At 70.0% G+C, this 26,867-nt stretch carries 24 protein-coding genes; 13 read left to right on the top strand and 11 right to left on the bottom strand.

The features are described from left to right. Window positions 1-46: 46 nt before the first annotated feature. Together JUB11_RS09125 and JUB11_RS09120 are read left to right on the top strand one after the other, a co-directional pair. Complete coding sequence (locus tag JUB11_RS09125) at window positions 47-745, top strand: isochorismatase family cysteine hydrolase (protein ID WP_207458207.1); 699 nt, start codon at window positions 47-49, stop codon at window positions 743-745. A gap of 51 nt (window positions 746-796) precedes the next feature. After that, window positions 797-1,573 carry an MBL fold metallo-hydrolase gene (locus tag JUB11_RS09120; RefSeq protein ID WP_207458206.1) on the top strand — a complete coding sequence of 259 codons (777 nt, stop codon included), beginning with the start codon at window positions 797-799 and terminating at the stop codon, window positions 1,571-1,573. 15 nt (window positions 1,574-1,588) lie between these two features. On the opposite strand, the gene JUB11_RS09115 is transcribed toward JUB11_RS09120, so the two are convergent. Further along, window positions 1,589-2,008, bottom strand: a complete 420-nt coding sequence (locus JUB11_RS09115) for a cupin domain-containing protein (protein WP_207458205.1) — start codon at window positions 2,006-2,008, stop codon at window positions 1,589-1,591. A gap of 34 nt (window positions 2,009-2,042) precedes the next feature. Continuing rightward, window positions 2,043-2,798, bottom strand: coding sequence for an SDR family oxidoreductase (locus JUB11_RS09110; protein ID WP_207458204.1), 756 nt, complete (start codon window positions 2,796-2,798; stop codon window positions 2,043-2,045). A gap of 173 nt (window positions 2,799-2,971) precedes the next feature. Here JUB11_RS09110 and JUB11_RS09105 point away from each other — a divergent pair, with 173 nt between their 5' ends. Then, a complete protein-coding gene (locus JUB11_RS09105) occupies window positions 2,972-3,889 on the top strand; it encodes an AraC family transcriptional regulator (RefSeq protein WP_207458203.1) in 918 nt (305 codons plus the stop codon). Between the two features lie 9 nt (window positions 3,890-3,898). On the opposite strand, the gene JUB11_RS09100 is transcribed toward JUB11_RS09105, so the two are convergent. Next, on the bottom strand, window positions 3,899-4,789 hold the full coding sequence (locus tag JUB11_RS09100; RefSeq protein WP_207458202.1) for a MurR/RpiR family transcriptional regulator: 891 nt from the start codon (window positions 4,787-4,789) through the stop codon (window positions 3,899-3,901). Between the two features lie 487 nt (window positions 4,790-5,276). Here JUB11_RS09100 and JUB11_RS09095 point away from each other — a divergent pair, with 487 nt between their 5' ends. The 6 genes from JUB11_RS09095 to JUB11_RS09070 all read left to right on the top strand — a co-directional run bounded on the left by JUB11_RS09095 (window position 5,277) and on the right by JUB11_RS09070 (window position 12,178). Further along, window positions 5,277-6,473 (top strand): amidase, encoded by a 1,197-nt coding sequence (locus tag JUB11_RS09095; protein WP_207458201.1) that lies wholly within the window; start codon window positions 5,277-5,279, stop codon window positions 6,471-6,473. Between the two features lie 39 nt (window positions 6,474-6,512). Then, the gene (locus JUB11_RS09090; RefSeq protein WP_207458200.1) at window positions 6,513-8,132 is read left to right on the top strand and encodes an ABC transporter substrate-binding protein; all 1,620 of its coding nucleotides are present in this window, start codon (window positions 6,513-6,515) and stop codon (window positions 8,130-8,132) included. A gap of 67 nt (window positions 8,133-8,199) precedes the next feature. Continuing rightward, complete coding sequence (locus JUB11_RS09085; RefSeq protein WP_207458199.1) at window positions 8,200-9,150, top strand: ABC transporter permease; 951 nt, start codon at window positions 8,200-8,202, stop codon at window positions 9,148-9,150. A 49-nt stretch (window positions 9,151-9,199) separates the two neighbouring features. Further along, a complete protein-coding gene (locus JUB11_RS09080; RefSeq protein ID WP_247886942.1) occupies window positions 9,200-10,093 on the top strand; it encodes an ABC transporter permease in 894 nt (297 codons plus the stop codon). Beyond that, window positions 10,090-11,145 (top strand): oligopeptide/dipeptide ABC transporter ATP-binding protein, encoded by a 1,056-nt coding sequence (locus JUB11_RS09075; protein WP_207458198.1) that lies wholly within the window; start codon window positions 10,090-10,092, stop codon window positions 11,143-11,145. The genes JUB11_RS09080 and JUB11_RS09075 overlap by 4 nt, the downstream gene beginning before the upstream one ends. Further along, window positions 11,135-12,178 (top strand): ABC transporter ATP-binding protein, encoded by a 1,044-nt coding sequence (locus JUB11_RS09070; protein WP_207458197.1) that lies wholly within the window; start codon window positions 11,135-11,137, stop codon window positions 12,176-12,178. Before JUB11_RS09075 ends, JUB11_RS09070 begins: the two co-directional genes overlap by 11 nt. Here JUB11_RS09070 and JUB11_RS33155 read toward each other — a convergent pair. From JUB11_RS33155 to JUB11_RS09040, 7 genes are all read right to left on the bottom strand, one after another. Next, the gene (locus tag JUB11_RS33155; RefSeq protein ID WP_282189035.1) at window positions 12,175-12,306 is read right to left on the bottom strand and encodes a hypothetical protein; all 132 of its coding nucleotides are present in this window, start codon (window positions 12,304-12,306) and stop codon (window positions 12,175-12,177) included. The two genes, JUB11_RS09070 and JUB11_RS33155, sit on opposite strands and share 4 nt — an antisense overlap. A 5-nt stretch (window positions 12,307-12,311) precedes the next feature. Beyond that, window positions 12,312-13,556 (bottom strand): aminotransferase class I/II-fold pyridoxal phosphate-dependent enzyme, encoded by a 1,245-nt coding sequence (locus JUB11_RS09065; RefSeq protein ID WP_207458196.1) that lies wholly within the window; start codon window positions 13,554-13,556, stop codon window positions 12,312-12,314. After that, entirely contained in the window at window positions 13,553-16,522 is a 2,970-nt protein-coding gene (locus JUB11_RS09060; protein WP_247886941.1) for an FAD-binding and (Fe-S)-binding domain-containing protein, read from the bottom strand. The genes JUB11_RS09065 and JUB11_RS09060 overlap by 4 nt, the downstream gene beginning before the upstream one ends. An 89-nt stretch (window positions 16,523-16,611) precedes the next feature. After that, window positions 16,612-18,138 carry a tripartite tricarboxylate transporter permease gene (locus JUB11_RS09055; protein ID WP_207458195.1) on the bottom strand — a complete coding sequence of 509 codons (1,527 nt, stop codon included), beginning with the start codon at window positions 18,136-18,138 and terminating at the stop codon, window positions 16,612-16,614. A 9-nt stretch (window positions 18,139-18,147) separates the two neighbouring features. Beyond that, window positions 18,148-18,642: a tripartite tricarboxylate transporter TctB family protein gene (locus tag JUB11_RS09050; protein ID WP_207458194.1), complete on the bottom strand. Its 495-nt coding sequence runs from the start codon at window positions 18,640-18,642 to the stop codon at window positions 18,148-18,150. 87 nt (window positions 18,643-18,729) lie between these two features. Then, window positions 18,730-19,716, bottom strand: a complete 987-nt coding sequence (locus tag JUB11_RS09045; RefSeq protein WP_207458193.1) for a tripartite tricarboxylate transporter substrate-binding protein — start codon at window positions 19,714-19,716, stop codon at window positions 18,730-18,732. A 229-nt stretch (window positions 19,717-19,945) separates the two neighbouring features. Next, window positions 19,946-20,734: a GntR family transcriptional regulator gene (locus JUB11_RS09040; protein WP_207458192.1), complete on the bottom strand. Its 789-nt coding sequence runs from the start codon at window positions 20,732-20,734 to the stop codon at window positions 19,946-19,948. Between the two features lie 146 nt (window positions 20,735-20,880). On the opposite strand from JUB11_RS09040, the gene JUB11_RS09035 reads away from it, so the two are divergent. From JUB11_RS09035 to fabI, 4 genes are all read left to right on the top strand, one after another. After that, window positions 20,881-22,083: an aminotransferase class V-fold PLP-dependent enzyme gene (locus JUB11_RS09035; RefSeq protein ID WP_207458191.1), complete on the top strand. Its 1,203-nt coding sequence runs from the start codon at window positions 20,881-20,883 to the stop codon at window positions 22,081-22,083. A gap of 230 nt (window positions 22,084-22,313) precedes the next feature. After that, window positions 22,314-23,726, top strand: a complete 1,413-nt coding sequence (locus JUB11_RS09030) for a bifunctional enoyl-CoA hydratase/phosphate acetyltransferase (protein WP_247886940.1) — start codon at window positions 22,314-22,316, stop codon at window positions 23,724-23,726. 4 nt (window positions 23,727-23,730) lie between these two features. After that, window positions 23,731-24,984 carry an acetate/propionate family kinase gene (locus JUB11_RS09025; protein ID WP_207458190.1) on the top strand — a complete coding sequence of 418 codons (1,254 nt, stop codon included), beginning with the start codon at window positions 23,731-23,733 and terminating at the stop codon, window positions 24,982-24,984. A 34-nt stretch (window positions 24,985-25,018) separates the two neighbouring features. Then, window positions 25,019-25,807, top strand: coding sequence for an enoyl-ACP reductase FabI (fabI, locus tag JUB11_RS09020; protein ID WP_207458189.1), 789 nt, complete (start codon window positions 25,019-25,021; stop codon window positions 25,805-25,807). 145 nt (window positions 25,808-25,952) lie between these two features. Here fabI and JUB11_RS09015 read toward each other — a convergent pair whose 3' ends face one another. After that, window positions 25,953-26,744, bottom strand: a complete 792-nt coding sequence (locus tag JUB11_RS09015) for an alpha/beta hydrolase (RefSeq protein ID WP_207458188.1) — start codon at window positions 26,742-26,744, stop codon at window positions 25,953-25,955. Window positions 26,745-26,867 lie beyond the last annotated feature (123 nt).

Here is a 26,867-nt window from a genome sequence, read left to right as displayed (position 1 = left end):
AGAGGGCGCTCGCCGCATGGTTTCCCCTTTTCAAAAGACGCTCACGATGCACCAGAACACCCCCCCGGCCCGCCACGTCGAGGCCGATCCCTATTCCTGGCCGCATGACGGCGCGCTGCATCCGGGCTCGACCGCGCTGCTGGTCATCGACATGCAGCGCGACTTCTGCCATCCCGGCGGCTATGTCGCCTCCATGGGCTACGACATCGCGCCGGTCCAGCGGATCGTGCCAGTCATCCAGGCCGTGCGGCACGCCGTGCGGTCCTGGGGAGGCACCGTCATCCACACGCGGGAAGGGCACCGGCCGGACCTGTCCGACCTGTCGCCGCTGAAGCGGTGGCGGTCGCGGCGGGCCGGCATCGGGATCGGGGCGGAGGGGCCGATGGGCCGGCTGCTCGTGCGCGGCGAGCCCGGCTGGGACATCATCCCGGAGCTGGCGCCCGAACCGGGGGAGCCGGTGATCGACAAGCCCGGCTACAGCGCCTTCCACGCCACCGACCTGGACCAGATCCTGCGGGCGCGCGGCGTCCGCCGGCTGGTGCTGTGCGGCGTCACGACGGACGTCTGCGTCCATTCCACCCTGCGCGCCGCCGTCGAACTCGGCTACGAGTGCCTTCTGCTCGCCGACGCCTGCGCCGCGGTCGAGCCGGCCCTGCACGAGGCCGCGCTGCGCAGCGTCACCATGGAAGGCGGCATCTTCGGCGCGGTGACGACCGCCGGCGCGCTCCTCTCCGCCATCGCCTGACCGCCCGTCGAACCAAACCCCCGTCCGGACATACACAGGAAAAACTCTCCCATGCCCGTCCAGATCGCCGAACGCTGGTTCGAGATGCGCCGGATCGACGACGCCATCACGCTTCTGTGGGAGCCGCACGTCGTGCCGCTGCTCCGCTGCAACATCTGGCACGTGCGCGGCCGCGACCGGGATCTGCTGGTGGACACCGGCCTCGGCGTCGCCAGCCTGCGCGAGGCCGCGCGCGCCCTGTTCGACAAGCCGGTGATCGCCGCCGCGACCCACACCCACCTGGACCATGTCGGCGGCCATCACGAGTTCGACTGCTGCCTGGTCCACCGGCTGGAGGCCGACAGCCTGCGCGATCCGAACGGCTGGGCCGCCCTGCACACCCGCGACTTCAGCGCCGACGACGTGCGGAAGTTCCGCGACGCCGGCTACGAGGTGGGGGAGGAGCTGATCACCGCCCTGCCGCACGCCGGCTACGACCTCGACGGCTACAGCGTGCGGCCGGCCAAGCCGGTGATCGTGGTGGAGGAGGGCGACAGCGTCGATCTCGGCGACCGCCGCTTCGAGATCCTGCACCTGCCCGGCCATTCGCCGGGCGGCATCGGGCTGTGGGAGGCCTCCTCCGGAACCCTCTTCTCCGGCGACGCGATCTACGACGGGCCGCTTCTGGACGACATCCCCGGCGCCGACGTCGATGACTATCTGCGCACCATGGAGCGGCTGCGCCGCCTTCCCGTGACCGTCGTCCACGCCGGCCACGACCCGAGCTTCGGCCGCGACCGTCTGGTGGAGCTGACGACCGCCTATCTGGACCGCAAGAGGCCCGCCTGAGTCACGCGGGCCGGTTCACTCGCGCGGCAGCGGCGCCGTCAGGACGGTGTCGTCGCTGTCGACGACGAAGACGGCCAGCAGCTTGGCGGGTGCCGTGTCGCTGGCGTTCTCGCTGACGTCGTGCCGGTCGCCGGGAAGCTCGGTGAAGTTCTCGCCGGCCTTGAACACCTGCACCGGCCCGCCATTGACCTGGCTGCGCACCGCCCCCTCCAGGACGGTCGCGTAGATGATGGCGGACCGGGCATGGGTGTGCGCGGCGTTCCGCCCGCCCGGCTCGTATTCGACGAGGATGCCGACGATGCTCTTGCGCGGCAGGTCGGGCAGCGGATGCCGGTAGACCTGCGTGACCTTGGCCCCCCTGGTTTCCGGCCCATGGGCCGACGCCATCTGGAAGGGAAGGGCGGAGAGCAGGAGGGCAAGGAAAAGAGTCTTCATGGGGATGCTCCCTGTGTGAGTGATCGCGGATGCGCTAGGTGCGGGCGAACCAGCCCTTCAGGCCGGTCGCGCCGAGGCGGGGCGTGGAGAGCGGCACCAGCGAGGTTTCGGAGATGGGCTGGCCGAAATAGGCGGTGCCGCGTTCGGTGACGACGGGCCGGGCGTCGCCGGCCAGCCGCAGATACTCGCGCAGCATGGTTTCGAACGGCGCCCGGTCGGGGCCGGCGATGTCCAGTACGGCGTTGAGCGGCGCGCCCAGCGCGGTCTCGGCGAGAATCCGGGACACGTCGTCGGCCGCGATCGGCTGGAACAGGCCGTCGGGCGCCTGCACCGTTCCGTCGACGGTATGGCCGTCGGCGATGCCCGCGATGAATTCGAAGAACTGGGTGGCGCGGACGATGGTGTAGGGGAGGCCGGACGCCATGACGGCCTTCTCCTGCGCGGCCTTGGCCCGGAGGTAGGGCTGGGCGTCCAGCCTGTCCACGCCGACGATCGACAGGACGACGTGGTGGCCCACGCCCGCCTTCCTGCCGGCCTCGGCCAGATTGCGGCTGGACGTTTCGAAGAACGGGATGATGACGTCGGCATCGAAGGACATGAGGTTCGAGACGTCGATGACGGCATGCGCCCCGGCGAGGGCTTGGTCCAACCCCTCGCCGGTCAGGGCGTTCACCCCGGAGCTGGGGGAGGCCGCGAGGACCTCCTGGCCGGCCGCGCGCAGCAGCGCCACCGTCTTCGAACCGATCAGGCCGGTTCCGCCGATGACGACGATCTTCTTCGAACTGGACATGGTGCTGTTCCCTGGATTGCGAGGCCCCGACGGGCCGGATCGAGGGAGACGGTAGCGGGAACCCCGGACGCGCGCTTTCGGGCGGTTGCGGCGACTTTTCCATTCTTGCGGCGGCGCGTGCCCGGAGGCATGCTTTCCGAAGTGCTGCGGGCGGAAAGGCGGGGCTGCTGGTCATGTCGAGGATCGCGAACAGGCCTGTCTCCGCCGCGGACGCGGCGCCGGCCAGCGCGCCCGACGCGATGACCGAGCATCTCGACAGCCCCCCGGCCCTGATGGAGGCGGCCCTTCGCGGCGGCACGCGGCTGACGCGGCGCTGGCGGCACGGCGAGCTGCACGACACGCTGCCCGCCATGTCGGGCCACGTCATCATGACCTTCTACGGCGCCTCGCAGGAGGCCAGCTGGCGGCAGGGAGCGAGGCGCTTGGCCGGCCGCACGCGGCCCGGCGCGGTCACGGTCATTCCGGAAGGGCAGGACGGGCGCTGGGACATCGAGGCGCCGATCGAGGTCTCGCACGTGTACCTGCCGGACGAGCGCCTGCAATCCCTGGCGGAGGTGGCCGGGAAGGGGCAACGCATCGAACTGGTCAGCCGCATCTGCTTCGACGATGCGGCCGGGGCGCGGATCCTCGAACTGCTGGGTCACGAGGCCGGGACCGGCGATCCGGCCTCCTCCCTGTTCGTGGAGCAGGCGGTCGAACTGCTGTGCATGCAGCTGGTCCGTGCGCATTCCTCCCTCGGAGCGCGGGAGCGGCAGGTCCCACGCAAGGGGCTGGCGGACTGGCAGGTCAGGAAGGTGACGGCCTTCATGCGGGAGTTCCTCGACCGGGAGATCCTGCTCGATGAGCTGGCCGGGCTGGTGAACCTGAGCCGGTTCCACTTCTGCACGGCCTTCCGGCAAGCCACGGGCCAGACGCCGCATGAATGGCTGACGGCGTTGAGGATCGGCCGGTCGCGTCAGCTCCTCGCCAACCCCGAGATGCCGATCACCGGCATCGCGCTCGCCGTGGGATACCAGACCCCCTCCTCCTTCTCTGCGAGCTTCCGGAAGGTCACCGGCATGTCGCCTTCGGCCTTCCGGCGGAGCCTGTGAGGGGCGCCCTCAATCCTCGTCCGGCCGCAGGGCGAAGGTGGAGAGCTGGCCGTGCATGCGCTCCATCCGGTCCATGCGCTCCACCGCCTCGTCGCCCAGCGCGGTCGCGAGGCGGCTGATCAGGTGGCTCAGCAGGCTCATCGGCGCCACGTAGGAATCGAACAGCGACACGCTGCGGGTGTAGCAGCGCAGCACGATCCCGGCGAGGCCGGCGCTGCGGGCGGCGGTCGGGTCGGTCAGCAGGATGGTCCGGGCGCCCGCGTCCCGTCCCGCCCTCAGGGCGTCCAGCAGCCCCTGCTGGCGGCGGCGGAACCCCAGGACGAGCATCGTGTCGCCGGGGGCGAGGTCGGCCAGATCCTCGACCAAGGACAGGTCGCCGGCCGGCGCCAGACGCACGTCCGGCTTCAGCTGCACCAGCAGGGCGCGAGCGTAGACGGCCAGCGCGCGGGATTCGCGGAATCCCACCACCCAGACCCGCTTCGCCTCGGCCAGCGCCGTGACCGCCTCGTTCAGCGTGTCGGAGCGCAGCCCCTCGATGGTGCGGGTCAGGTTCTGGAGATCCTGGCCGAGATGGGCGCTCAGCGTGTTCGGTGCCGATGCCGGCCCTTCCGTCTCCAGCAGCTCCATCAGCGGCGAGCCGAGGTCGGCGGCGTCGCGGGCCTGCACGCGCGCCTCGTTGTAGCTCTCGTAGCCGAGCCGGCGGAAGAAGCGCACGGCGGTCGCCTTCGACACGCCGGCGCGGTCGGCCAGCTCCGTCGCCGAAAAGGCGGCGAGGCTGTCCTGAAACTCAAGCACCACCTTGGCGAGCTTGCGTTCGCTGATGGTGAGCTGGTCGTAGAGGTCCAGGATGCGCCGCTCGATGTTCGGCGCCGGCCCGTCCGTGGAATCGGTGGCGGTCATGCATCCACTATGAAACGCGCGTTTCGGGCTTTGCAACCGGAGAAACGGCAGGGTCCCTGGGGTGGCCGTCCGTCCTTTTCCGTTGCGGAGATGCCATCTGCCCGCCTCTTGGGCATGTCGGTTCTTCACGTCGATCTCTCGAAGAAGAAAAACTCGACCTGCTTGCTTGCGCAAAGATGTTGCAATGCAACACCATGCTCCGGCTTTCCGGCAATATTCTGTTCCAAAGGCGGTGCGGACCGAGCCTGAAGTTTCCTTTTGCACGGGAAGCGTTTTGCGGGAAAGCCTTTTTCCCGTGCGGGCGGCAAAGGGGCTTCTGTCGGCCGCCTGCCCAACAGCGATGCAATCCGCTTATGAAACATGCGGTTCTTGCATTGAGAACAATGAAACCAAAGTTTCAGTTTTTCATTGACGCGGGCCGAACCGGGCTGGTCTCGTAAGGGCAGGGCGGCAACGCCCAGACTCTTCCGAAGCCGGGGAAAACTCCGTGAGCGACAGCCTCAACGCCTTCATCGACCCGGACCTGACGATTCCCGGCGCCGCCTCCGGGCCGCTCGCCGGCCTGACGGTCGCGGTGAAGGACCTCTACGCCATCGCCGGCCGGGTGACCGGGGCGGGCAACCCCGACTGGAAGCGCACCCACGCGCCGGAGCCGCGCACCGCGCCGGCCGTCCAGGCGCTGCTCGACGCCGGGGCCACGGTGCGGGGCGTCACCCACACCGACGAGCTGGCCTTCAGCCTGAACGGCCGGAACCACCATTACGGGACGCCGCTGAACAGCGCCGCACCCGACCGGGTGCCCGGCGGCTCTTCCAACGGCTCGGCCTCGGCCGTGGCGGGCGCGGCGGTGGACGTGGCGCTCGGCACGGACACCGGCGGGTCGGTGCGCGTGCCGGCCAGCCATTGCGGCCTGTTCGGCATCCGCCCGACGCACGGCCGCATCTCCCTTGAGGGCGTCGTGCCGCTGGCCCTGAGCTTCGACACGGTCGGCTGGTTCGCGCGCAGCCCGGCCCATCTCGCCGCCCTCGGCGAGGCGCTGCTGCCGCCGGACGAACCCGGCGCGCCGGCGGCCGTGACCGGCCTGATGGTCCCGGAGGACGCCTTCGAGGAGTCCGACGCGGAGGTGCGCGAGGCCTTCGCCCCGGTGCTGAGGATCGTGGAGTCCGTCTTCGGCATGGCGGGGCGGGCCGGCCGGCTGGCGCCCCTGCCGCTGGCCGATGCCTTCGCGGCGACGCGCACCCTGACCATGGCGGAGCTGAAGCGCGGCAACGGCCCCTGGATCCGCGAGACCCGCCCGACCTTCGGCCCCGGCCTCGCCGACCGTTTCCAGGCGGCCCTCGACCTGCCGGACGAGCTGGTGCCCCCGGCCGCCGCCGTCCGGGCCCGGGTCACCGAGCATCTGCGCGCGGCGCTGGCCGGCGGCGTCATCGCCGTGCTGCCGACCGTGCCCTCGCCGCCGCCCCGGCGCGACGACCCGGACGCGGTGCTGGAAGCCTACCGTTTCCGCGCGCAGCGGCTGACCTGCCCAGCGGGCCTCGCCGGCCTGCCGCAGGTCAACATCCCGGCGGTCCGGGTCGGAGGCGCGCCGGTCGGGCTGGGGCTGATCGCCGCCCCCGGCGCCGACCGCCTGCTGCTGTCGGCCGCGAGCCGCCTCGCCGATGCGCTCTCCGCCATCCGCGCCTGAATTTCCCTCCACCATCCGTGCCAAGGAAAGACGCTCCTCATGACGCTCCGCTTCACCAGACGCCTCGTTCTCGCCGGTGCCGCCGCGGTCGCCCTTTCCTCGGCCCTTCTGCCGGCGGCCGACGCGCGGGCGCAGGGCGTGCTGCGCATCGGCATGACCGCCGCAGACATCCCGCTGACCAACGGCTCGCCCGACAACGGGTTCGAGGGTTTCCGCTTCTCCGGCTACACCATGTACGACGGGCTGGTGAACTGGGACCTGACCGCGGCGGACAAGCCCTCGGTCATCAAGCCGGGCCTGGCGCTGAGCTGGGAGGCGAACCCGCAGGACACCACCAAATGGACCTTCAAGCTGCGGCCCGGCGTGAAATTCCATGACGGCTCGGCCTTCGACGCCAAGGCGGTCGCCTGGAACTTCGACAAGCTGCTGAACAAGGACGCGCCGCATTTCGACGCCCGCCAGGCCTCGCTGGTCGGCTTCCGCGCGGCCTCGGTCGCCTCCTACCGGGTGGTGGACGACCTCACCATCGAGTTCACGACCAAGGCGCCGGACTCCTTCCTGCCCTACCAGCTCTCCTTCATCCTGATGGCGAGCCCGGCCCAATACGAGGCGGTCGGCAAGGACTGGTCGAAGTTCGCGGCCCAGCCGTCCGGCACCGGCCCCTTCAAGCTCACCAGCCTCGTCCCGCGCGAGCGCGCCGAGCTGGCGCCGAACAAGGCCTATTGGGACGCCGCCCGCGTGCCGAAGCTGGACAAGCTGATCCTCATCCCGATGCCGGAGGCGAACACCCGCACCGCCGCCCTCCTGTCGGGCCAGGTCGATCTGGTCGAGGCGCCGCCGCCCGACACCATCGACCGGCTGAAGTCCTCGGGCATGACGATCACCTCCAACCCCTACCCGCATGTCTGGCCCTATCACCTGAGCCGCCTGCCGGACAGCCCGTGGAACGACGTCCGCGTGCGCAAGGCCGCCAACCTCGCCATCGACCGCGAGGGGTTGGGCGAGCTGCTGGGCGGCTTCGCGGTGCCGGCCAAGGGGCATGTGGTCGCGGACAGCGCCTGGTTCGGCAAGCCCTCCTTCGACATCAAGTATGACCTGGAGGCCGCGAAGAAACTGATGGCGGAGGCCGGCTACGGCCCGGACAAGCGCATCAAGACCAAGGCGATCATCTCCCCCAGCGGCTCCGGCCAGATGCTGCCCCTGCCGATGAACGAGTTCATCCAGCAGAACCTCGCGGAGATCGGCATCGACCTGGAGTTCGAGGTGATGGAGATCACCTCCCTCATCAACCGCTGGCGCGCCGGCGCCAAGGCGGAGCAGAACGCGGGCGCTTCCATCATCAACTTCAGCTACGCCACGGTCGATCCCTTCAACGCCTTCGTCCGCTTCGTGAAGAGCGACCTGCACGCGCCCAACGGCGTGAACTGGGGCTTCTACGCCGACCCGGCGATGGACGCGCTGGTGTCCAAGGCGCAGAACGCCTTCGACCCGCAGGCCCAGGCGGAGATCCTCGGCCAGCTTCACGCGAAGATGGTGGACGACGCGCTCTTCCTCTGGGTCGTGCACGACGTGGCCCCGCGCGCCATGTCCCCGAAGGTCAAGGGCTTCGTCCAGGCCCGGAACTGGTTCCTCGACCTCTCCGGCGTCACCGTCCAGTAAAGCGTCCAGTAAAGCCGGGCCACGCCCCGTCCGGCAGCGGGCGGGGCCGCCCGTGGGGAGCCCCGCCATGTTCGCCTACATCCTGCGCCGCATCCTCTACATCGTGCCCATCGCGCTGGGGGTGACGCTGCTGGTTTTCGCCCTGGTGCACATCGCCCCCGGCGATCCCCTGAACGCGGTGGTTGGCCCCGACGCCCCGGCGGAGGTGGTGGAATCCCTGCGCCGCGCCTACGGCTTCGACCGGCCGCTGCCGGTGCAGTACCTCATCTACCTCGGCAATGTGCTGACCGGCGACCTCGGCCAGTCGGTGGCGACGGGCCGGCCGGTGGTGGCCGACCTCGGCCGCGCGCTCGGCAACACGCTGATCCTCTCGGTCGGGGCCGCCATCGTCGGCTTCACCTCCGGCATCCTGCTGGGGGCGCTGGCCGGCTGGCACCGGGGCGGCCTCACCGACCGGCTCGCGACGCTGGTGACGGTGATCGGAGTCAGCGTGCCGCACTACTGGCTCGGCATGGTCCTGGTCATCGTCATGGCGGTGGAGCTGAACCTGCTGCCGGCCATGGGCATGGCGCCGGGCGGGGAGGGCTGGGGCTTCACCACGACGCACCTGAAGCACGCCGTGCTGCCGGTGATCACCATGTCGGTGATCCCCATGGGCATCGTCGCCCGCTCCGTCCGCGCCACCGTCGCCGAGGTGCTCCAGCAGGAGTTCGTGCAGGCGCTGCGGGCCAAGGGGCTGGGGCGCGGGCCGGTGCTGCGCCACGTCGTGCGCAACGTGGCGCCGACGATCGTCTCGGTGCTCGGCCTCCAGTTCGGCTACCTGCTGGGCGGCTCGATCCTGATCGAGACGGTCTTCTCCTGGCCCGGCACCGGGTTCCTGCTGAACGAGGCGATCTTCAAGCGCGACATCCCGCTGCTCCAGGGCACGATCCTGATGCTCGGCCTCTTCTTCGTGCTGCTGAACCTTCTGGTGGACATCGCGCAGGCAGCACTCGACCCGCGCATGCGCCGCTCCTGAGCCAGATTCTCCCCGTACCCTATTCCGGCCCATCCACGGAGGACTTCCCTTGGACGCAACGGCCGCCTCATCCCCGGCGCCGGCCCGGCCCCGGCCGGTCCGCTCCCCCGGCTACTGGACCATGGTCGGGCGGCGCCTGCGGCGCGATCCCGTCACCATGGCCTGCCTGGCGGTGCTGCTGCTGATCGTGCTGTCGGCGGTCTTCGCCGACCTGCTGGCGCCCGCCGACCCCTACAAGGCCAGCATGATCCGCCGTTTGAGGCCCATCGGCACTCCGAACTACCCGCTGGGCAGCGACGAGCTGGGGCGCGACATGCTGTCCCGCCTCTTGCATGGCGGGCGCATGTCGCTGGTCATGGGCATCCTGCCGGTGCTGAACGCGCTGATCATCGGCGGGCTGCTGGGCATCGCCGCGGGCTTCTTCGGCGGCCGGCTGAACATGGCGATCATGCGCACCATCGACGTGCTCTACGCCTTCCCCTCGGTGCTGCTGGCGGTCGCCATCTCCGGCGCGCTGGGCTCGGGCCTGACCAACGCCATCGTCGCGCTGACCATCGTCTTCATCCCGCCGCTCGCCCGCATCGCGGAGACGGTGACGACCCAGGTGCGCGGCATGGATTTCGTGGACGCCGCCCGCGCGTCGGGTGCGGGCAGCCTCACCATCATCCGCGTCCATCTGCTGCCGAACGTGCTGGGGCCGATCTTCGTCTACGCCTCGGGCCTCGTCAGCGTCTGCATCATCCTGGCCTCGGGCCTCAGCTTCCTCGGGCTGGGGGTGGAGCCGCCGCAGGCCGAATGGGGGCTGATGCTGAACACGCTGCGCCAGGCCATCTACGTCCAGCCCTGGGTGGCGGTGCTGCCGGGCCTGCTGATCTTCGTGACCTCGATCTGCTGCAACCTCGCCAGCGACGGCTTGCGCACCGCCATGGAGGTGAAGCTGTGAGCGCGTTCCATCCGGTCCACCCGCTCGACCCCGTCCCCGACCTCGGCGGCCCGCGCCAGCCCCTGCTGTCCGTCGAGAACCTCACCAAGCACTTCCCCCTGCGCGGCGGCTTCCTCGGGCCGAAGCCCGTCGCCCGCGCCGTGGACGGGATCAGCTTCTCCGTCGCCAAGGGGGAGACCCTGGGGGTGGTCGGCGAGTCCGGCTGCGGCAAGTCCACCACCGCCCGGCTGCTGATGCGGCTGATCGAGCCGGATTCCGGATCGGTCACCTTCGACGGGGAGGCGGTCGGCACCCGCACGGGCCTGTCCCTGCGCGACCTGCGCCGGCGCATGCAGATGGTCTTCCAGGACAGCTACGCCTCGCTCAACCCGCGCCTGACCATCGCCGACAGCCTCGCCTTCGCGCCGATGGTGCACGGCGTGTCGCGGCGCGAGGCGACGGAGGTGGCGGGCGACCTGCTGGGCCGCGTCGGGCTCGACCCCGCGAGCTTCCTGCGCCGCTACCCGCACGAGCTGTCCGGCGGCCAGCGCCAGCGCGTCAACATCGCCCGCGCGCTGGCCCTGCACCCCCGGCTGGTGATCCTGGACGAGGCGGTGTCGGCGCTCGACAAGTCGGTCGAGGCGCAGGTGCTGAACCTGCTGGTGGAGCTGAAGAACCAGTTCGACCTGACCTACATCTTCATCTCCCACGACCTGAACGTCGTGCACTACATCGCCGACCGCGTGCTGGTGATGTATCTCGGCAAGGTGGCGGAGGTCGGGCCGGTGGAGGCCATCTACGGCCGGCCCGCCCACCCCTACACCCGCGCGCTCTTCTCCGCCCGCCTGTCCATGGACCCGGACCTGCGCACCATGGCGGTGCCGCTCCAGGGCGACCCGCCGAACCCCATCAACCCGCCCTCGGGCTGCCGCTTCCGCACCCGCTGCCCGCACGCCGCCCCGGTCTGTGCCGCCGTGGAGCCGGCGCTGCTCGACCTCGGCGGGGGCCAAGCCGCCGCCTGCCACCTGCACGACCCGCAATCCGGCCACCCGGAGGCCGCCCATGCCGCCTGAATCCATCCCCGCCGCAGCCACCGACGCCGCTCCCGCCGCCGCCGCGCCGCTCCTCTCCGTCTCCGGCCTGACCGTGTCCTTCGACACGCCGCGCGGCCGGGCCAGCGCCATCAACGGCGTCGATTTCACCCTGAAGCGCGGCGAGCTGCTCTGCCTGCTCGGCGAATCCGGCTCGGGCAAGAGCGTCACGCTCCGCGCCCTGATGCGCCTCCTGCCGGAACGGCGCAGCCGTGTCGCCGGAAGCGTGCTGCTGAACGGGGAGGACGTCTACAGGCTGCCCGAACGCCGCATGGAGCGGCTGCGCGGCAAGGCCATCTCCATGGTCTTCCAGGAACCGATGCTGGCGCTCGACCCCGTCTACACCATCGGCCAGCAGATCGCGGAAACCATCGTCCGCCACGAGGGCACCAGCGCCGCCGAGGCGGAACGCCGCGCGCTGGAGCTTCTGGAAAAGGTGCAGATCCCCTCCGCGAAACGGCGCCTCCACGCCTACCCGCACGAGATGTCCGGCGGCATGCGCCAGCGCGCCATGATCGCCCTGGCGCTGAGCTGCAACCCCAGCCTCCTGCTGGCCGACGAGCCGACCACGGCGCTCGACGCCACGGTGCAGATGCAGATCCTGCTGCTGCTGCGCCAGCTCCAGGCCGAACTGGACATGGCGGTGATCCTGGTGACCCACGACATCGGCGTGGCGGCGGAAACCGCCGACCGCGTCGCCGTGATGTACGCCGGCCGCTTCGTCGAACTCGGCAGCGCCCGCCAGGTGCTGAAGGACCCGCGCCACCCCTACACGGCCGGCCTCCTCGCCTCCACCGTGCAGGGCGACATGCGCGGCCGCCCGCTGGACACCATCCCCGGCGCGCCCCCCGACCTGACGGCCCTGCCGCCCGGCTGCGCCTACGCCCCGCGCTGCCCTTACGGCGACGGCAGCACCCTGACCGCCTCGCCGCCCGAGGTCTGGCTGGAACCCGGCCGCATGGCCCGCTGCGTGCGCGCCAAGGCCATGGCGGGGGCAACCGCCGTCGCCGATTAACCCGCCACGATCTCCACCGGCTCCGGCAGCGGGAACTCCTCGCAGTCCCGCGCGTCGCCCGCCTCCCGCATGTGCATGGCGAAGCTGCCCTCAGGAAAGGGGCGTGCCCGCTGCGGAGAGCGTGCCACTTCTTCTATGGGGAACGGCGGGCGAAGAGCATTTCCGCGAGCGCGCAGGCCCGCTCGTGCAGCGCCGCCTGCGCCGTGTCCGCACCGTCCCGGGCGGCCAAGGCGTCGCGCAGAAGGGTGGCGATGCCGTCCATGTCCTCCGGCTCCGCCCCGAAATGGGCGACGAGCTGGGTTCCGATCCGCAGGGCGTTCCGCGTCGATGCGCCGGGGTTGGCGCAGGAGCCCGTGACGATCCCGCAGCGCTCCAGATGCGCCAGAATCTCCCCCGGCTCAATGCCGTCGGTGATGGGCAGCAGGATCTGGTGGGTGAGGGTCCCGCTCTCCGGCGCCAGGACGGGCAGGCCGAGGGCGCGGAGCGAGGCCGCCAGTGCCGATGAACAGTCCGAGACGCGCCGAGCGTATGTAACGCCGTGCTTCGCCACGTCCAGCAGCATGGCGAGCAGGGCGGGCAGGCGCCCGGCGTTGTAGTTGGCGAGAAAACGCCGGTCGAGCAGCTCCGCCAGCCGCTCGCCCTGGGCCGGGTCGCGCCCGACAGCCAGTCCCTGCGGATGGCCGGGCAGGGTCTTGTAGGTGGACATCGTCATGACGTCGACGCCCTGCTCCAGCGGGTTGGGGAAGCTTCCCCCGGCGATTAGCCCGGCGACATGGGCGGCGTCGAACATCGTCAGGGCGCCGGCCTCCCGCGCCGCTTCCACGACGGGCCGGATATCGTCGGGCTTCAGCATGATGCTGCGGCCGAGGAGCACGATGCGCGGCCGCCGTTCCCGGACCATGCGGGCCGCCGCCGGCCCGTCCAGCGTGCAGGATTCCCGGTCGAAGGGCAGGGTCTCGCAGCGCAGGCCCGCGAGGTCGGGCGTTCCCCCCTGCCGCTGGCTCAGATGCCCGCCATGCTCCGCCGCGGGGCCGAGCAGCAGGTCGCCCGGCCGGGAGAAGGCGTGAAAGACGGCGAGATTCGCCAGGGTGCAGCTCGGCAGCCGCGGCTCCGCCCATCCCGCCGCGAAGAGCCGGCGGGCGAGGCCGCGCACCGCCACCTCCAACCGGGAGACGAGTTCCGTTCCCGGCTGCTCCTTCCGGAAGCTCGGCCCCATGGCCGGATAGGCGCTCAGCTCCGGCGCGTAGGCGCCGGAAACGGCGGCGCTCGGCAGGTTGGCGCCGGCATAGAGGTTCAGGAAACGGCGGGGATGGGCGGGGGCGGACGCCCTCGCCTCCGCCAGCAGCTCCTCCGCCGCGCGGACCGGATCCTCCGTCATAAGGCCGGCCGATCCTGTTCAGGTGCCAGCGCCTGGTCCAGCACGCGCGCGACATGGACCGCCTCGCGTCCGACGCCGTCGTGGATCTGGTGGCGGCAGCTCGTGCCGTCGGCCACCACGAGGTCGTCCACGCCGGCCTTGCGCAGGGCGGGGAAGAGCGACAGCTCGCCCATCGCGAAGGAGACGTCGATGGTCTCCTTGTTGTAGCCGAAGGCGCCGGACATGCCGCAGCAACTGGATTCGATCGGCTTCACCTCCAGCCCCGGCACCGAGCGCAGCACCGATTCCACGGCTCCCATGGCGGCGAAGGCCTTCTGGTGGCAGTGGCCGTGCAGATGGGCGGTGCGCCCGCCCTGGTTCCGCAGCGGGATCGTGATCTTTCCGGCCTTTATGTCGGTCGCCAGCAACTCCTCGAACAGCAGGGCGGCATCGGCCAGCGGCTTCACCTCCTCCTTCGGTAGGAGGGAGCCGAACTCGTCCCGGAAGGTGAAGAGGCAGGAGGGCTCCAGCCCGACGATGCGGGCACCCCTGGCGACCAGGGGCGCGAGGCTGTCCACCGTGCGCCGGGCCTCCGCGCGGGCCTCATCGACGAGGCCGGCCGACAGGTAGGTGCGCCCGCAGCAGAGCGGCCGGCTGCCCTGGACCGGTGCCGCCTTGTGGATGCGGTAGCCGGCGGCGCGCAGCACGCGCTCGGCCGCCTCCAGGTTCTCGCGCTCGTAATAGAGGTTAAAGGTGTCGCCGAACAGGACGAGATCCCGCCCGTCGCCCAGCACGTCCGCCGCCGTGGCAAAGCGCCCCTCCTGTTTCCAGGGGCGGCGCCATTGCGGCAGGGTGCGGCGCGCGCTGAAGCCGAGCCAGCGTTCCGTCAGCCGGGCCAGCGCCGGGATGCGGTCGCGCAGGTTCAGCAGCGGGGCCAGCGCCGCCGCCACCGGCGCGTAGCGCGGCAGATAGGCGATCAGCCGCTCGCGCAGGGGCAGCCCGTGGCGCTTGTGGTAGTGGTGCAGGAACTCGATCTTCATCTTCGCCATGTCGACGCCCGTCGGGCAGTCGCGCTTGCACCCCTTGCAGGACACGCAGAGCGCCAGCGTGTCCTTCATCGCCTCCGACGTGAAGGCGTCCGGCCCGAGCTGGCCGGAGATGGCGAGCCGCAGGGAGTTCGCCCGGCCGCGCGTGACGTGCTGCTCGTCCTTGGTCACGCGGTAGGACGGGCACATGGTGCCGGCGTTCATCTTGCGGCAGGTGCCGTTGTTGTTGCACATCTCGACGGCACCGCCGAGGCCGCCCCACTCCGACCAGTCCAGCACCGTCCGGCGCGGCTCGCTGACCTCGTAGCCGGGGGCGAAGCGCATGATGCTGCGGTCGTCCATCCGGTAGGGGCGGACGATCTTGCCGGGGTTCAGATGGTTCTCCGGGTCGAAGCCGTCCTTGACCGCCTCGAAGGCCTTCAGCAACCGCGTGCCGAACATCTTCTCGTGAAATTCGGAGCGCGAGATGCCGTCGCCATGCTCGCCGGAGTGGGAGCCCTTGAACTTGCGGACGAGGTCGCAGGCGGCTTCCGCGATCTCGTGCATCGCGCGGACGCCGGATTCCTCCTTCAGGTTCAGGATCGGGCGGACATGCAGGCAGCCGACCGATGCGTGGGCGTACCAGGTGCCGCGCGTGCCGTGGCTGGCGAACAGCTCGGTCACCGCGTCGGTGTAGTCGGCGAGATGCTCCAGCGGCACCGCGCAGTCCTCGATGAAGGAGATCGGTTTCCCGTCGCCCTTCATGGACATCATGATGTTCAGGCAGGCCTCGCGCACGTCCCAGACCTGGCGCTGGCGCGGCGGCTCCACCACCTCGACCACCGCGTCGGCGAAGCCGTGATCGGCCATGCACTGGTCGAGCCGCCGCAGATCGCCGCGCAGCGCATCGAGATCCTCGCCGGCGAACTCCACCAGCAGCAGGCAGTTGGGCTGCCCCTTGGTAATGTCGGCCAGCGTGCGCTTGAACAGCGGGATGTCGGCGCCCAGCACCAGGACGTTGTTGTCCACCAGCTCGACCGCCGTCGGGTCCAGCGCCACCAGATGGCGCGTCGTCTCCATGGCGGAGCGGAAGCTCGGGAAATGGCACACGCCCATGACGCGGTGGACGGGCAGGGGGGAGAGCTTCAGCGTCACCTCGGTGGCGATGGCGAGCGTTCCCTCCGACCCGACGAGCAGGTGCGAGAGGTTCGGGGCGGCGGGCAGCAGTTCGTCGAGGTTGTAGCCGCCGACTCGCCGCTGCACCTTCGGGAAGACGCTCTCGATCTCCGTGCGCTCCCGGTCGGCCAGCGCCAGCATGGAGTCCATCAGGCGCTGCATGCGCGCCGATCCCGTTACGCCGCCGCCGGCACCGCCATAGGAGCCGTCCCGGAGGCCCAGGCCGAAGCCCTCCCCGTCATAGGTCATGGCGCGCATCGCCAGGACGTTGTCCACGGTCTTGCCGTAGCGCAGCGACCGCGCGCCGCTGGAATTGTTGCCGGTCATGCCGCCGAAGGTGCAGCGGCTGGCGGTGGATGGCTCAACCGGGAAAAACAGCCCGTCGGCCTTCACCCGCGCGTTCAGATGCTCCAGCACCATGCCCGGCGCCACCGACACCGTGCGCGAGGCCGGGTCGTAGGAGCGGATGCCGTTGAAATGGCGGCTGAGGTCGAGAATGAGGCCGGCGCCGATGGGCTGGCCGTTCTGCGAGGTGCCGCCGCCGCGCGCGATCACCGGAACACCATGCTCGCGCGCGATCTGCAGCGCCGCCGCGATGTCCGTCTCGGTCTTGGGGTAGGCGACGCCCTCGGGCATGATCTGGTAGATGGAGGCGTCCGTCGCATAGCGACCGCGGGTGAAATCGTCGAACCGCACCTCGCCCTCGAGCGCCTTGGCGAGCGTCGTCTCCAGCGAGACGTTGCGCGGGCCGCTCCTGGGCCGGGTGGGTGTGCGGTGCATCAGCATGCCTCGAATTCCTCTGACTGAAAAACCGGGGGTGGCACCCCGGCAGGCAAGGGGCGACCCTTCCAGCCGCCCCATCGTTCAAACCATGATCAGGGAGCCGAGCGGGGCGTCCTGGACCCGCCCAGCCCGTCCCGAAGGCTGGCCAGCAGGCTGGACAGCGGACCCCAGAGCAGCAGGACCAGCGACAGCACCATGAGGGTCGAGACCAGCCCGTTGGAGAAGAAGACGCCGAGGTCGCCCACCGACCCGATCAGGGCCGAGCGGATGGCGTCCTCCGCGCGGTCGCCGAGCACGATCGCCAGCACCAGCGGGGCCAGCGGATAGTCCAGCTTCTTGAACACGTAGCCCACGACGCCGAAGACCAGCATCAGCCAGATGTCGAAGGTCGAGTTTGACACGGTGTAGGCGCCGATCGCGCAGACGATCAGGATGATCGGCGCGACGATTGAGAAGGGGATGCGCATGATCGCGGCGAAGAGCGGCACCGTCGCCAGCACGATGACGAGCCCCGCGAAGTTGCCGAGATACATCGAGGCGATCAGCCCCCAGACGAAGTCCTTCTGCTCGACGAACAGCATCGGGCCGGGCTGGAGCCCCCAGATCATCAGCCCGCCGAGCAGCACGGCGGCCGTGGCCGAGCCGGGGATGCCGAGCGCCAGCATCGGCAGCAGCGCGCTGGTGCCGGCGGCGTGCGCGGCCGTCTCCGGCGCCAGCACGCCCTCGATCTCGCCCTGGCCGAGATTGGCCGAATTGCGCGAGAAGCGCTTGGCGAGGCCGTAGCCCATGAAGGAGGCGGCGATGGCGCCGCCGGGCGTGACGCCCATCCACATGCCCACCACGGCGGAGCGGACCAGCGTCGCCCAGTAGCGCGGCAGGCTGGCCCAGGTGCGCAGCACGACCCGCAGGTCGATGGCCGCCTTGCTGCCCTTGAACTGCAGCCCCTCCTCGACCGACAGCATGATCTCGCTGACGCCGAACAGCCCGATCACCACCACCAGGAAATCGAAACCGCGCATCAGCTCCGTGACGTCGAAGGTCATGCGCAGGTCGCCGGAGATGGTGTCGAGCCCGACGGCGGCGAGCAGGAAGCCCAGGCAGAGCGCGATGACGATCTTCGCCTTGTTGTCCTTGCCCATCCCGATGAAGGAACAGAAGGTCAGGAGGAAGACCGCGAAGAACTCCGCCGGCCCGAAGCGCAGAGCGAATTCGGCGATCAGCGGCGCCACGAAGGTGATGAGGACGACGCCCGAGACGGCGCCGATGAAGGAGGCCGTGAAGGCGGCGGTCAGCGCCTCTCCGGCGCGGCCCTTCACCGCCATCGGATAGCCGTCGAAGGTGGTCGCGACCGACCAGGCCTCGCCGGGAATGTTGAACAGCACCGCCGTGATGGCGCCGCCGAACAGCGCTCCCCAATAGATCGAGGAGAGCAGGATGATGGCCGAGGTCGGGTCCATCCCGAAGGTCAGCGGCAGCAGGATCGCCACCCCGTTCGGTCCGCCGAGGCCGGGCAGCACGCCCACCACGATGCCGAGCAGCACGCCGATCACCATGAAGGCGACGTTGTGCCAGGAAAGCGCGACCTGGAAGCCGCCCATCAGTGACTGAAGTTCTTCCACGGGCGCACCTCAATAGCCGAGCAGGGCTTCGACCGGCCCCTTGGGAAGCGGGACGCCGAACTGCGTTTCGAAGATGAGGAAGCAGACCACCGGGACGATCGCGGCCGTCAGCAGGATCGACCACCAGCGCGACGCCCCGACCACCACCATGAACAGGACGATGAAGACGGCCGAGGACACGTAGATGCCCAGATGGTCGATCATGGCGACGAACGCGACCAGCGGCCCCAGCACGCGGGCGACCAGCCCCAGCTGCTTCCAGGTGACCAGCAGCTGGTCGGGCTGGCGGACGCTGTTGACGAGCACCAGGACCGAGGCGCCCAGGAAGAGCCACGCCACGCGGGCCGGGAAGAAGCCATTCTCGGGTCCGTTGTCCCAGCCGGCGCCCCGGCCGTAGGAATCCCAGAGGGCGAGAAGGGCGAGCAGGATCAGGAAGGCCGCGACGGTGGCCTCGACGGCCCGGCGGGACAGGCCGCGCTCCGGCCCGGCGACGGTGGATGACATGGGTTTCTCCTCGGTTCCGGCGATCGCGCCGCTTCGTTCACGGGGGACGCCGCGCCATTTTCGGCCGGCGCCCCCGGAAGCGCGGGTTTACTTGGCGACGAGGAAGCCGGCCTCCGACAGGAGAGCCTCGTGCTTCTTCTCGTCGGCCTTCAGGAACTCGACGAAGGGCTCGCCGGCGCGGAAGTCGGCAACCAGCGCGTTGCGGGCAAGGTATTCCTTCCAATCCGCCGTCTCGGAGACGCGCTTGAAGAGATTGACGTAGAAGGCTTGCTGCTCGGCCGTGACCTTGCCGGGCATGAACATGCCGCGCAGCATCTGATAGCTGACGTCCAGCCCCTGTTCGCGGCAGGTCGGGATGTCGGCCCAGGACTGGTCCCCGGCCACCGGATCGCCGTAGGTCATGCGCTTCTCCGAGAAGACGCAGAGCGGGCGGGTCGAGCCGCTGCGCCAGTTCGCGAACTCCTCGGCCGGGTTGTTGGTGGTGGCCTCCAGATGCTTGCCGGCGAGCTGGACCGACGCGGCGCCGCCGCCCTGGTGCGGGATGTAGGACAGCTTGATGCCGGCCGTCTTCTCCATGGCGATGGACAGCAGCTGGTCCTCGCGCTTGGCGCCGGTGCCGCCGACCTTCAGCGGCGGGTTCGCGGATTTCGCGGCGGTGACGAAGTCGCCCGCCGTCTTGTGCGGCGAGGCCCCGTTCACCCAAAGCCCGAAGGCGTCCTGGGCCAGCATGGCGACCGGGGTGAAGTCCTTCCAGGTGACCGGCAGCTTGGAGGTCATCGGCGTCATGAAGATGCCGCTGGAGGTGGTGATGAGCTTGTGCGCGTCGCCAGGCGAGGCCTTGATGTCAAGCATCGCCTCGCCGCCAGCGGCGGCCGGCTTGTTGACGATGACGATGGGCTGGGAGACGAGGCCGTTCTTCTGGATGATGCCCTGGATGGTGCGGGCCATCTGGTCGGACGCGCCGCCCGCCGAGAACGGAACGACGATTTCGATCGCCTTGGTCGGCTCCCAGGCATGGGCGGCGGACGCGCTGGCCAGCAGGGCGGTAAGGGCAATGCCGAGTCTTGGTGTCATCGACGTTTCCTCCGGTTGGGCGCCCCGTTCGTGCGGCGCGCTCCGTGTGGCATTCCTATTATCCATACGCCGATGAAATTTTGAATTCAAACGCTTTGTTGATTGGCCCAACGAAGTGGCAAGTTTTGCATGCGCACGCGCTGGCAGCGGGTCGCTCTTGTGAGCAGTCCGGCGGCGAATCGCGAAAATGGGATGGGGTGCGGGAAGGGGGGGCGGCCGCCCCGGCGTGTCAGCCCGCGGCCGGCGCGCTCTCCGGGTCCTGGGTCTTTTGCTCCAGCGCGGCAACGCTCTTGTTGCGCAGGTGCTGGAACAGGATGTCGCCCAGTTCGGATCCCGCGCGCCGGCGCAGGGCCTCCAGGATCGCCTCGTGCTCGCGCATCGCCTCGCCCCAGCGGTCATGCTGGCGGTCGAGGTTCGCCGCGTAACGCACGCGGCGGCAGCGGTTGGCGAAGCTGTCGTAGGTCGCCTTCAGCGTGGCGTTCCCCGCCGCCTCGACGATCTTCTGGTGGATGGCCTGGTTGCAGCGGAAATAGCCGCTGAGGTCGCGCCGCAGATAGAAGCCGTACATGGCGTAATGCAGCCGTTCGATCTCCTCGAACCCGGCTTCGGTGATCCGCTCGCAGGCAAGGCGCCCCGCCAGCGCCTCCAGCCCGCCCATGACGTCGAAGGCCTCGCGGATCTCGTCGGGCCCCAGCGCGCGCACGCGCGCGCCGCGGTTGGGCAGCAGGTCGATCATCCCTTCCGCGGCCAGCACCTTCAGCGCCTCGCGCAGGGGCGTGCGCGACACGCCGAACAGCTCGCACAGCTGGCGTTCGGGCACGCGGGCGCCATCGGCGAGGTTGCCCTCCACGATGTAGGTGCGCAGCCGCGCCAGCACCTCGCCATGCAGGTTTTTCGCCTGTCCGCCGCTGCCCGACGCCTCGAAGGCGGCGAGCGTGGCTGCGGCGTCCTGCGCCGGGCTGGGAAGGTCGTCGAGGGAATCGGCCGGGGTCGAAGCCGGAGCAGGGGCGCTGTTCATGCCTCTGACTATAGCCCTAGTACGCCATTCTGTCGAGGCGCGGGACAGCTGCGAATTCCATTTTGGTCTTGCCTCCATAAAAAATGAATGCAAAATGGCGCCTCATACGGCCTGATCCAGACGAGGCCAGCCAACCGGAGGAAACGATGTCCACCCGCCAAGGTCGCCATTTCTTGCAGATCCCCGGCCCGAGCCCGGTGCCCGAACGGGTCCTGCGGGCCATGGACATGCCCGTGATCGATCACCGCGGCCCCGAATTCGGCAAGCTCGGCCGCGAGGTGCTGGAGGGCTGCAAGACCGTGTTCCAGACCTCCGGCCCGGTGGTGGTCTATCCCTCCTCCGGAACCGGCGCCTGGGAGTCGGCCATCGTCAACACGCTGTCGCCCGGTGACCGGGTGCTGATGGTGGAGACCGGCCATTTCGCCACGCTGTGGCGCCAGATGGCCGCGCGATGGAACATCGAGGTGGACTTCATCTCCGGCGACTGGCGCCACGGCGTCGATCCCGCCGTGATCGAGGCGAAGCTGTCGGAGGACCGCGGCCACGCCATCAAGGCGGTCATGGTCGTCCACAACGAGACCTCCACCGGCGTGACCAGCCGCATCGCCGAGGTGCGCAAGGCCATCGACCGCGCCAGCCACCCGGCCCTGCTGCTGGTGGACACCATTTCCTCGCTCGGCTCGGCGGAATACCGGCATGAGGAATGGGGCGTCGACGTCACCGTCAGCTGCTCGCAGAAGGGGCTGATGCTGCCGCCGGGCCTGGGCTTCACCGCCATGTCGGAAAAGGCGCTGGCAGCCTCCAAGACCAACAGGATGCCGCGGTCCTACTGGGACTGGCAGGAGATGCTGAAGCCGAACGCCAACGGCTATTTCCCCTACACCCCCGCCACCAACCTGCTCTACGGCCTGCGCGAGGCCATCGCGATGCTGCTGGAAGAAGGTCTCGACAACGTCTTCGCCCGTCACAAGCGGCTGGGTGCGGCGACCCGCGCGGCGGTCGAGGCCTGGGGGCTGGAGATCCTCTGCGCGAATCCGGAGGAATATTCGCCGGTGCTGACCGCCGTGCTGATGCCGACCGGCCATGACGCCGACGCCCTCCGCAAGGTTGTGCTCGAGAATTACGACATGTCGCTCGGCGCCGGCCTCAGCAAGCTGACCGGCAAGGTCTTCCGCATCGGCCATCTCGGCGAGACCAACGAGCTGACCCTGATGGGCGCGCTCTCCGGCGTCGAGATGGGCCTCGCCGACGCGGGCGTTCCGCACCGCGCCGGGGGCGTCCTCGCCGCCATGGCATCGCTGCGCGGTGCCAAACCGGCCAAGGCCACTTTGGAAGTGGCCGCCGAATAAGCACCGTCAACTTTCCGCGAGAGAGCGCGGCAAAAAGGAAAGCCCGGATCCTCTGGATCCGGGTTTTTCGCTTTTCAGGCTTTTCGCGGTCGCAGCATGACCAATGACCTGGATCAATGCCGCCATCCTCCACCTTCGTCATGGTCGCGTCCATCGGCGAGGCCCCCTTGGGGTACCCACGCCGCGCCAGGGATATCGCCCCGGCGATGCTCACCCCCGGAGGACGAATTTTGGACAGCTGCCTTACCCCCGACATCGCGGAAGCCACCTCGGCGCTTGAGAACGTCACCTACGCCGAACTGGCCGTCGGGCAGTCGGCCGGGCTGGTCCACACGGTGACGCAGAACGACATCGCGCTGTTCGCGACCGTCTCCGGGGACGTCAACCCCGCCCATCTCGACGAGGCCTACGCCGGGGCCAGCATGTTCAAGGGCATCATCGCCCACGGCATGCTGGGCGGCGCCTTCGTGTCCAGCGTGCTCGGCACGCGGCTGCCGGGGCCGGGGACCATCTATGTCGGGCAGCAGTTCCGCTTCCTGCGGCCGGTCCGCCCCGGCGACGTCGTCACCGCGACCGTCACGGTGAAGGAAAAGCTGGAGAAGAACCGCGTCATCCTCGCCTGCACGGTGGTGAACGCCGCCGGCAAGCCGGTGATCGAGGGCGACGCCGAGGTGATCGCGCCGTCGGAGAAGATCCGCTGGACCAGCCACGAGCTTCCGGGCGTGCAGCTCATCGACCATCACGGCCACGCCGCCCTGATGGCGCGCTGCGCCGGGATGGACCCGCTGCCGGTCGCCGTCGTGCATCCCTGCGACGAGGTCTCCCTGCGCGGCGCCGCCGAGGCTGCGGCTGCCGGGCTGATCGACCCGGTCCTGGTCGGGCCGGAGGAGAAGATCCGCGCGGTGGCCGACGCGCACGGCATCGGCATCGCCCAATTCCGCATCGTCGACGCCGCGCACAGCCATGAGTCGGCCGAGCGCGCCGTGGCGCTGGTACGGGCGGGGGAGGCCGGGGCGCTGATGAAGGGCAGCCTGCATTCCGACGAACTGCTGGCCGCCGTCGTCCGCAAGGAAGGCGGCCTGCGCACCGCGCGCCGCGTCAGCCACGCCTTCCTGATGTTCGTGCCGAGCTACCGGAAGCCGCTGATCATCACCGACGCGGCGATCAACATCCAGCCGACCCTCAGCGAGAAGCTGGACATCTGCCAGAACGCCATCGACCTCGCCCGCTCCCTGGGGGTGGAGACGCCGAAGGTCGCCGTGCTGTCGGCGGTGGAGACGATCAACGAGAAGATCCCCTCTACTATGGACGCCGCCGCCCTGACGCTGATGGCGAGCCGCGGCCAGATCCGCGGCGGCATCGTGGACGGCCCGCTCGCCTTCGACAACGCCATCTCGCGCGACGCCGCGGCGACCAAGGGCATCCAGTCCCCCGTGGCGGGAGATCCGGACATCCTGCTGGTGCCCGACCTCGTGTCCGGCAACATGCTGGCCAAGCAGCTGACCTTCCTCGCCAACGCCGACGCGGCCGGCGTGGTGCTGGGCGCCAAATGCCCGATCATCCTCACCAGCCGCGCCGACAGCGTCCGCACCCGCCTCGCCTCCTGCGCGGTCGCGGTGCTGGCCGCCACCAAGAAGGGCTGATCCCATGGGCGCGATCCTCGTCCTCAATGCCGGCTCCTCCAGCGTGAAGTTCTGCGTCTACGGCTGGGCGCACGGCCGCCCCCGGCGCATCGTCAAGGGGCAGATCTCCGGCATCGGCATCCACGCCGCCTTCACCGCCAGCGGGCCGGACGGCCGCGAGGAGCGCCGCTGGGACGATGCCGCCCAGCCGACCCGCACCGAGCTGTCGCGCTTCCTGGTGGACTGGCTGCGGCAGCGGCTGCAAGGGCAGACGCTCGTGGCCGTCGGCCATCGCGTGGTCCATGGCGGCACCCGCTTCCGCGAGCCGGTTCTGGTCGATGCGGACGTGCTGGAGGGGCTGGAGGCGCTGGTGCCGCTCGCCCCGCTGCACCAGCCGCACAGCCTCGCCTTCATCCGCGCCTTCGCCGAAGCCCATCCCGGCCTGGCCCAGATCGCCTGCTTCGACACGGCCTTCCACCGCACGGTGTCGGACGCCGAGGCGCTGTTCGCGCTGCCGGCGTCGCTGGCCGACAAGGGCATCCGCCGCTACGGCTTCCACGGCCTCAGTTACGAGTATGTCAGCGGGGAGCTGGCGCGCGTCTCCCCGGCGGACGCCGCCGGGAAGACCGTCGTCGCCCATCTGGGTTCCGGCGCCAGCATGTGCGCCATCGACCATGGCCGCAGCGTGGCCTCCACCATGGGCTTCACGGCGCTCGACGGGCTGATCATGGGCACGCGCTGCGGCGCGCTCGACCCCGGCGTGGTGCTGCACCTGATCGAGCGCGAGGGGATGAGCCCCGCCGAGGTGACCAGGCTGCTCTACAACGGCTCCGGCCTGCTCGGCCTGTCGGGGACCAGCAACGACATGCGCGACCTGCTGGGCAGCGAGGAGCCGCGCGCCCGCCTCGCCGTCGATCTGTTCGTGAACCGCGTCGTGCGGGAGGCCGGCTCGCTCGCCGCCGCCCAGGGCGGGCTGGACGCGCTGGTCTTCACCGCCGGCATCGGCGAACGCGCGCCGGAGATCCGCGCGCGGGTCTCCGCCCGCCTCGCCTTCCTCGGCGTGGAGCTGGACGAGGAGGCCAACCGCGCCGCCGACGGCACGCAGGACGCCCGCATCTCCAGCGCCCGCTCCCGCGTCGCCGTCTGGGTCATCCCGACCGACGAGGAGGCGATGATCGCCACCCACACGCGCCAGCTCACCCAACAGCTCACCGGCCAAAACGCGCCCGTATCCGCGATGGCCCATGAGCCGGCGCAAGCCGAAGCCCACGCGGCCTGACCCGAAAACGAACCCTTTTCCCGGAGCACACAGCATGACCACCGCCAGCCTGCCCACCCCGCCCAGCCTCGCCGGAAAGAAGGCGCTGGTCATCGGCATCGCCAACGAGCATTCCATCGCCTACGGCTGCGCCCGCGCCTTCCGCGCCTGGGGTGCGGACGTGGCCGTCACTTACCTGAACGCCAAGGCGGAGAAATACGTCCGCCCGCTCGCCGAAGGCCTCGGCGCCGAGCTGATCCTGCCCCTCAACGTCCAGCAGGAGGGCGAGCTGGAGGCGGTCTTCGCCGCGGTCGAGAAGCAGTGGGGCAAGGTGGACATCGTCCTGCACTCCATCGCCTTCTGCAGCATGGAAGACCTGCACGGCCGCGTCACCGACTGCTCGCGCGACGGCTTCCTGGCGGCCATGGACGTGAGCTGCCACAGCTTCATCCGCATGGCGCGGCTGGCCGAGCCGCTGATGACCGAGGGCGGCTCGCTCTTCTGCATGAGCTATTTCGGCGCCGAGCGGGTGGTGGACCATTACGGCGTCATGGGTCCGGTCAAGGCCGCGCTGGAGGCCTCGACCCGCTACCTCGCCGCCGAACTCGGTGCGAAGGGCATCCGCGTCCACGCCATCTCCCCCGGCCCCATCGCCACCCGCGCGGCGTCCGGCATCGACCATTTCGACGAGCTGCTGGCCAAGGCCGCCGAGCGCGCCCCCACCCACAAGCTGGTGACCATCGAGGAGGTCGGCTTCAGCACCGCCTTCCTGGCGACCGATGCCGCGCGCGGCATCACCGGCGACGTCACCTACGTGGACGGCGGCTACAACATCGTCGGCTGAGGGCGGCGGCCGGCCCGGAACCTCACGCGGCGCCGGGCGGCTTTGATAGGGCCCGGTTCGGTCGCCGCCACCAGGATGGCGGCGGCTGGTCCGTTCCGCTGTTCGGGTGGCGGGTGTCCACCACCCATGCAGTTTCTCCGGCGCCTCAGCGCGCTGCCTGCCGTGCGGCACGGTCGATCACGTCGGCGACGGCCTTGGGCTGCGTCAGGAAGACGACGTGGCTGCCCTTCACCTCCTCGGTGTTCGCCCCGATGCGGCGGGCCGTCTCGCGCAGGAGCTTCGGATCGATCGCGCCGTCCTCCGTCGCCACGACGAACCAGCTGGGCTTGGCCCGCCACGCCGCCTGGGTCACCTTGGCCGTGAAGGCGGACATCGCGATCGGAACCTGCGAATCGCGCATGAAGGCCGCGTCGGCGTCGCTCGTGTCGCTGGCGAAGCCGTCCTTGAACTTCGGCCCGTTCACGAAGCCGAACCCGTCGGACTGCTCCTCGATGATGAAGCCGGGAGGAGGGGGGATCTGGGCGAACTGGTCGAGCGTGGATTCGCCGGCGTCCGGTGCCAGGGCGGCGACATAGACCAGGCCGGCCACGTCCGGCCCCGACCCTGCCTCGGTGATCACGGTGCCTCCATAGGAATGGCCGACCAGGATGGCGGGGCCGTCCTGCCGGCTGAGGACGCGGCGGGTGGCCGCCACGTCGTCGGCCAGCGAGGTGAGCGGGTTCTGGACGATGCTGACCTTGTAGCCCCGGCCGGTCAGTTCGTCATAGACGCCCCGCCATCCGGAGCCGTCCGCGAAGGCGCCATGCACCAGCACGACGTTCCTGACAGCCTGCGTCTGCGGAATGGGCGTTTTGGGCTGCGCCTGCACGGCGCCGGAGACGCTCGCCACGGCGGCGACGGTGGCGCTGGCGATGAGATGGCGGATCTTGGTCGTCATCGGGTTTCTCCTTGGGGGTCTGTGATCGGGTTGGTGGTGACGGCCACGGGCGGGCCGAAAGAGGCTCCGGCGCGGCATGGAAGGCTTAATCAGATATCTCGGTAACTGTTATCGAGATATATT

The organism is Azospirillum sp. SYSU D00513 (assembly GCF_017356015.1).
In the GTDB taxonomy this organism is placed as follows: Bacteria; Pseudomonadota; Alphaproteobacteria; order Azospirillales; family Azospirillaceae; genus Azospirillum.
Note: the sequence above shows the minus strand (reverse complement) of the source record. Positions and strands in the feature narration are given on the sequence as shown.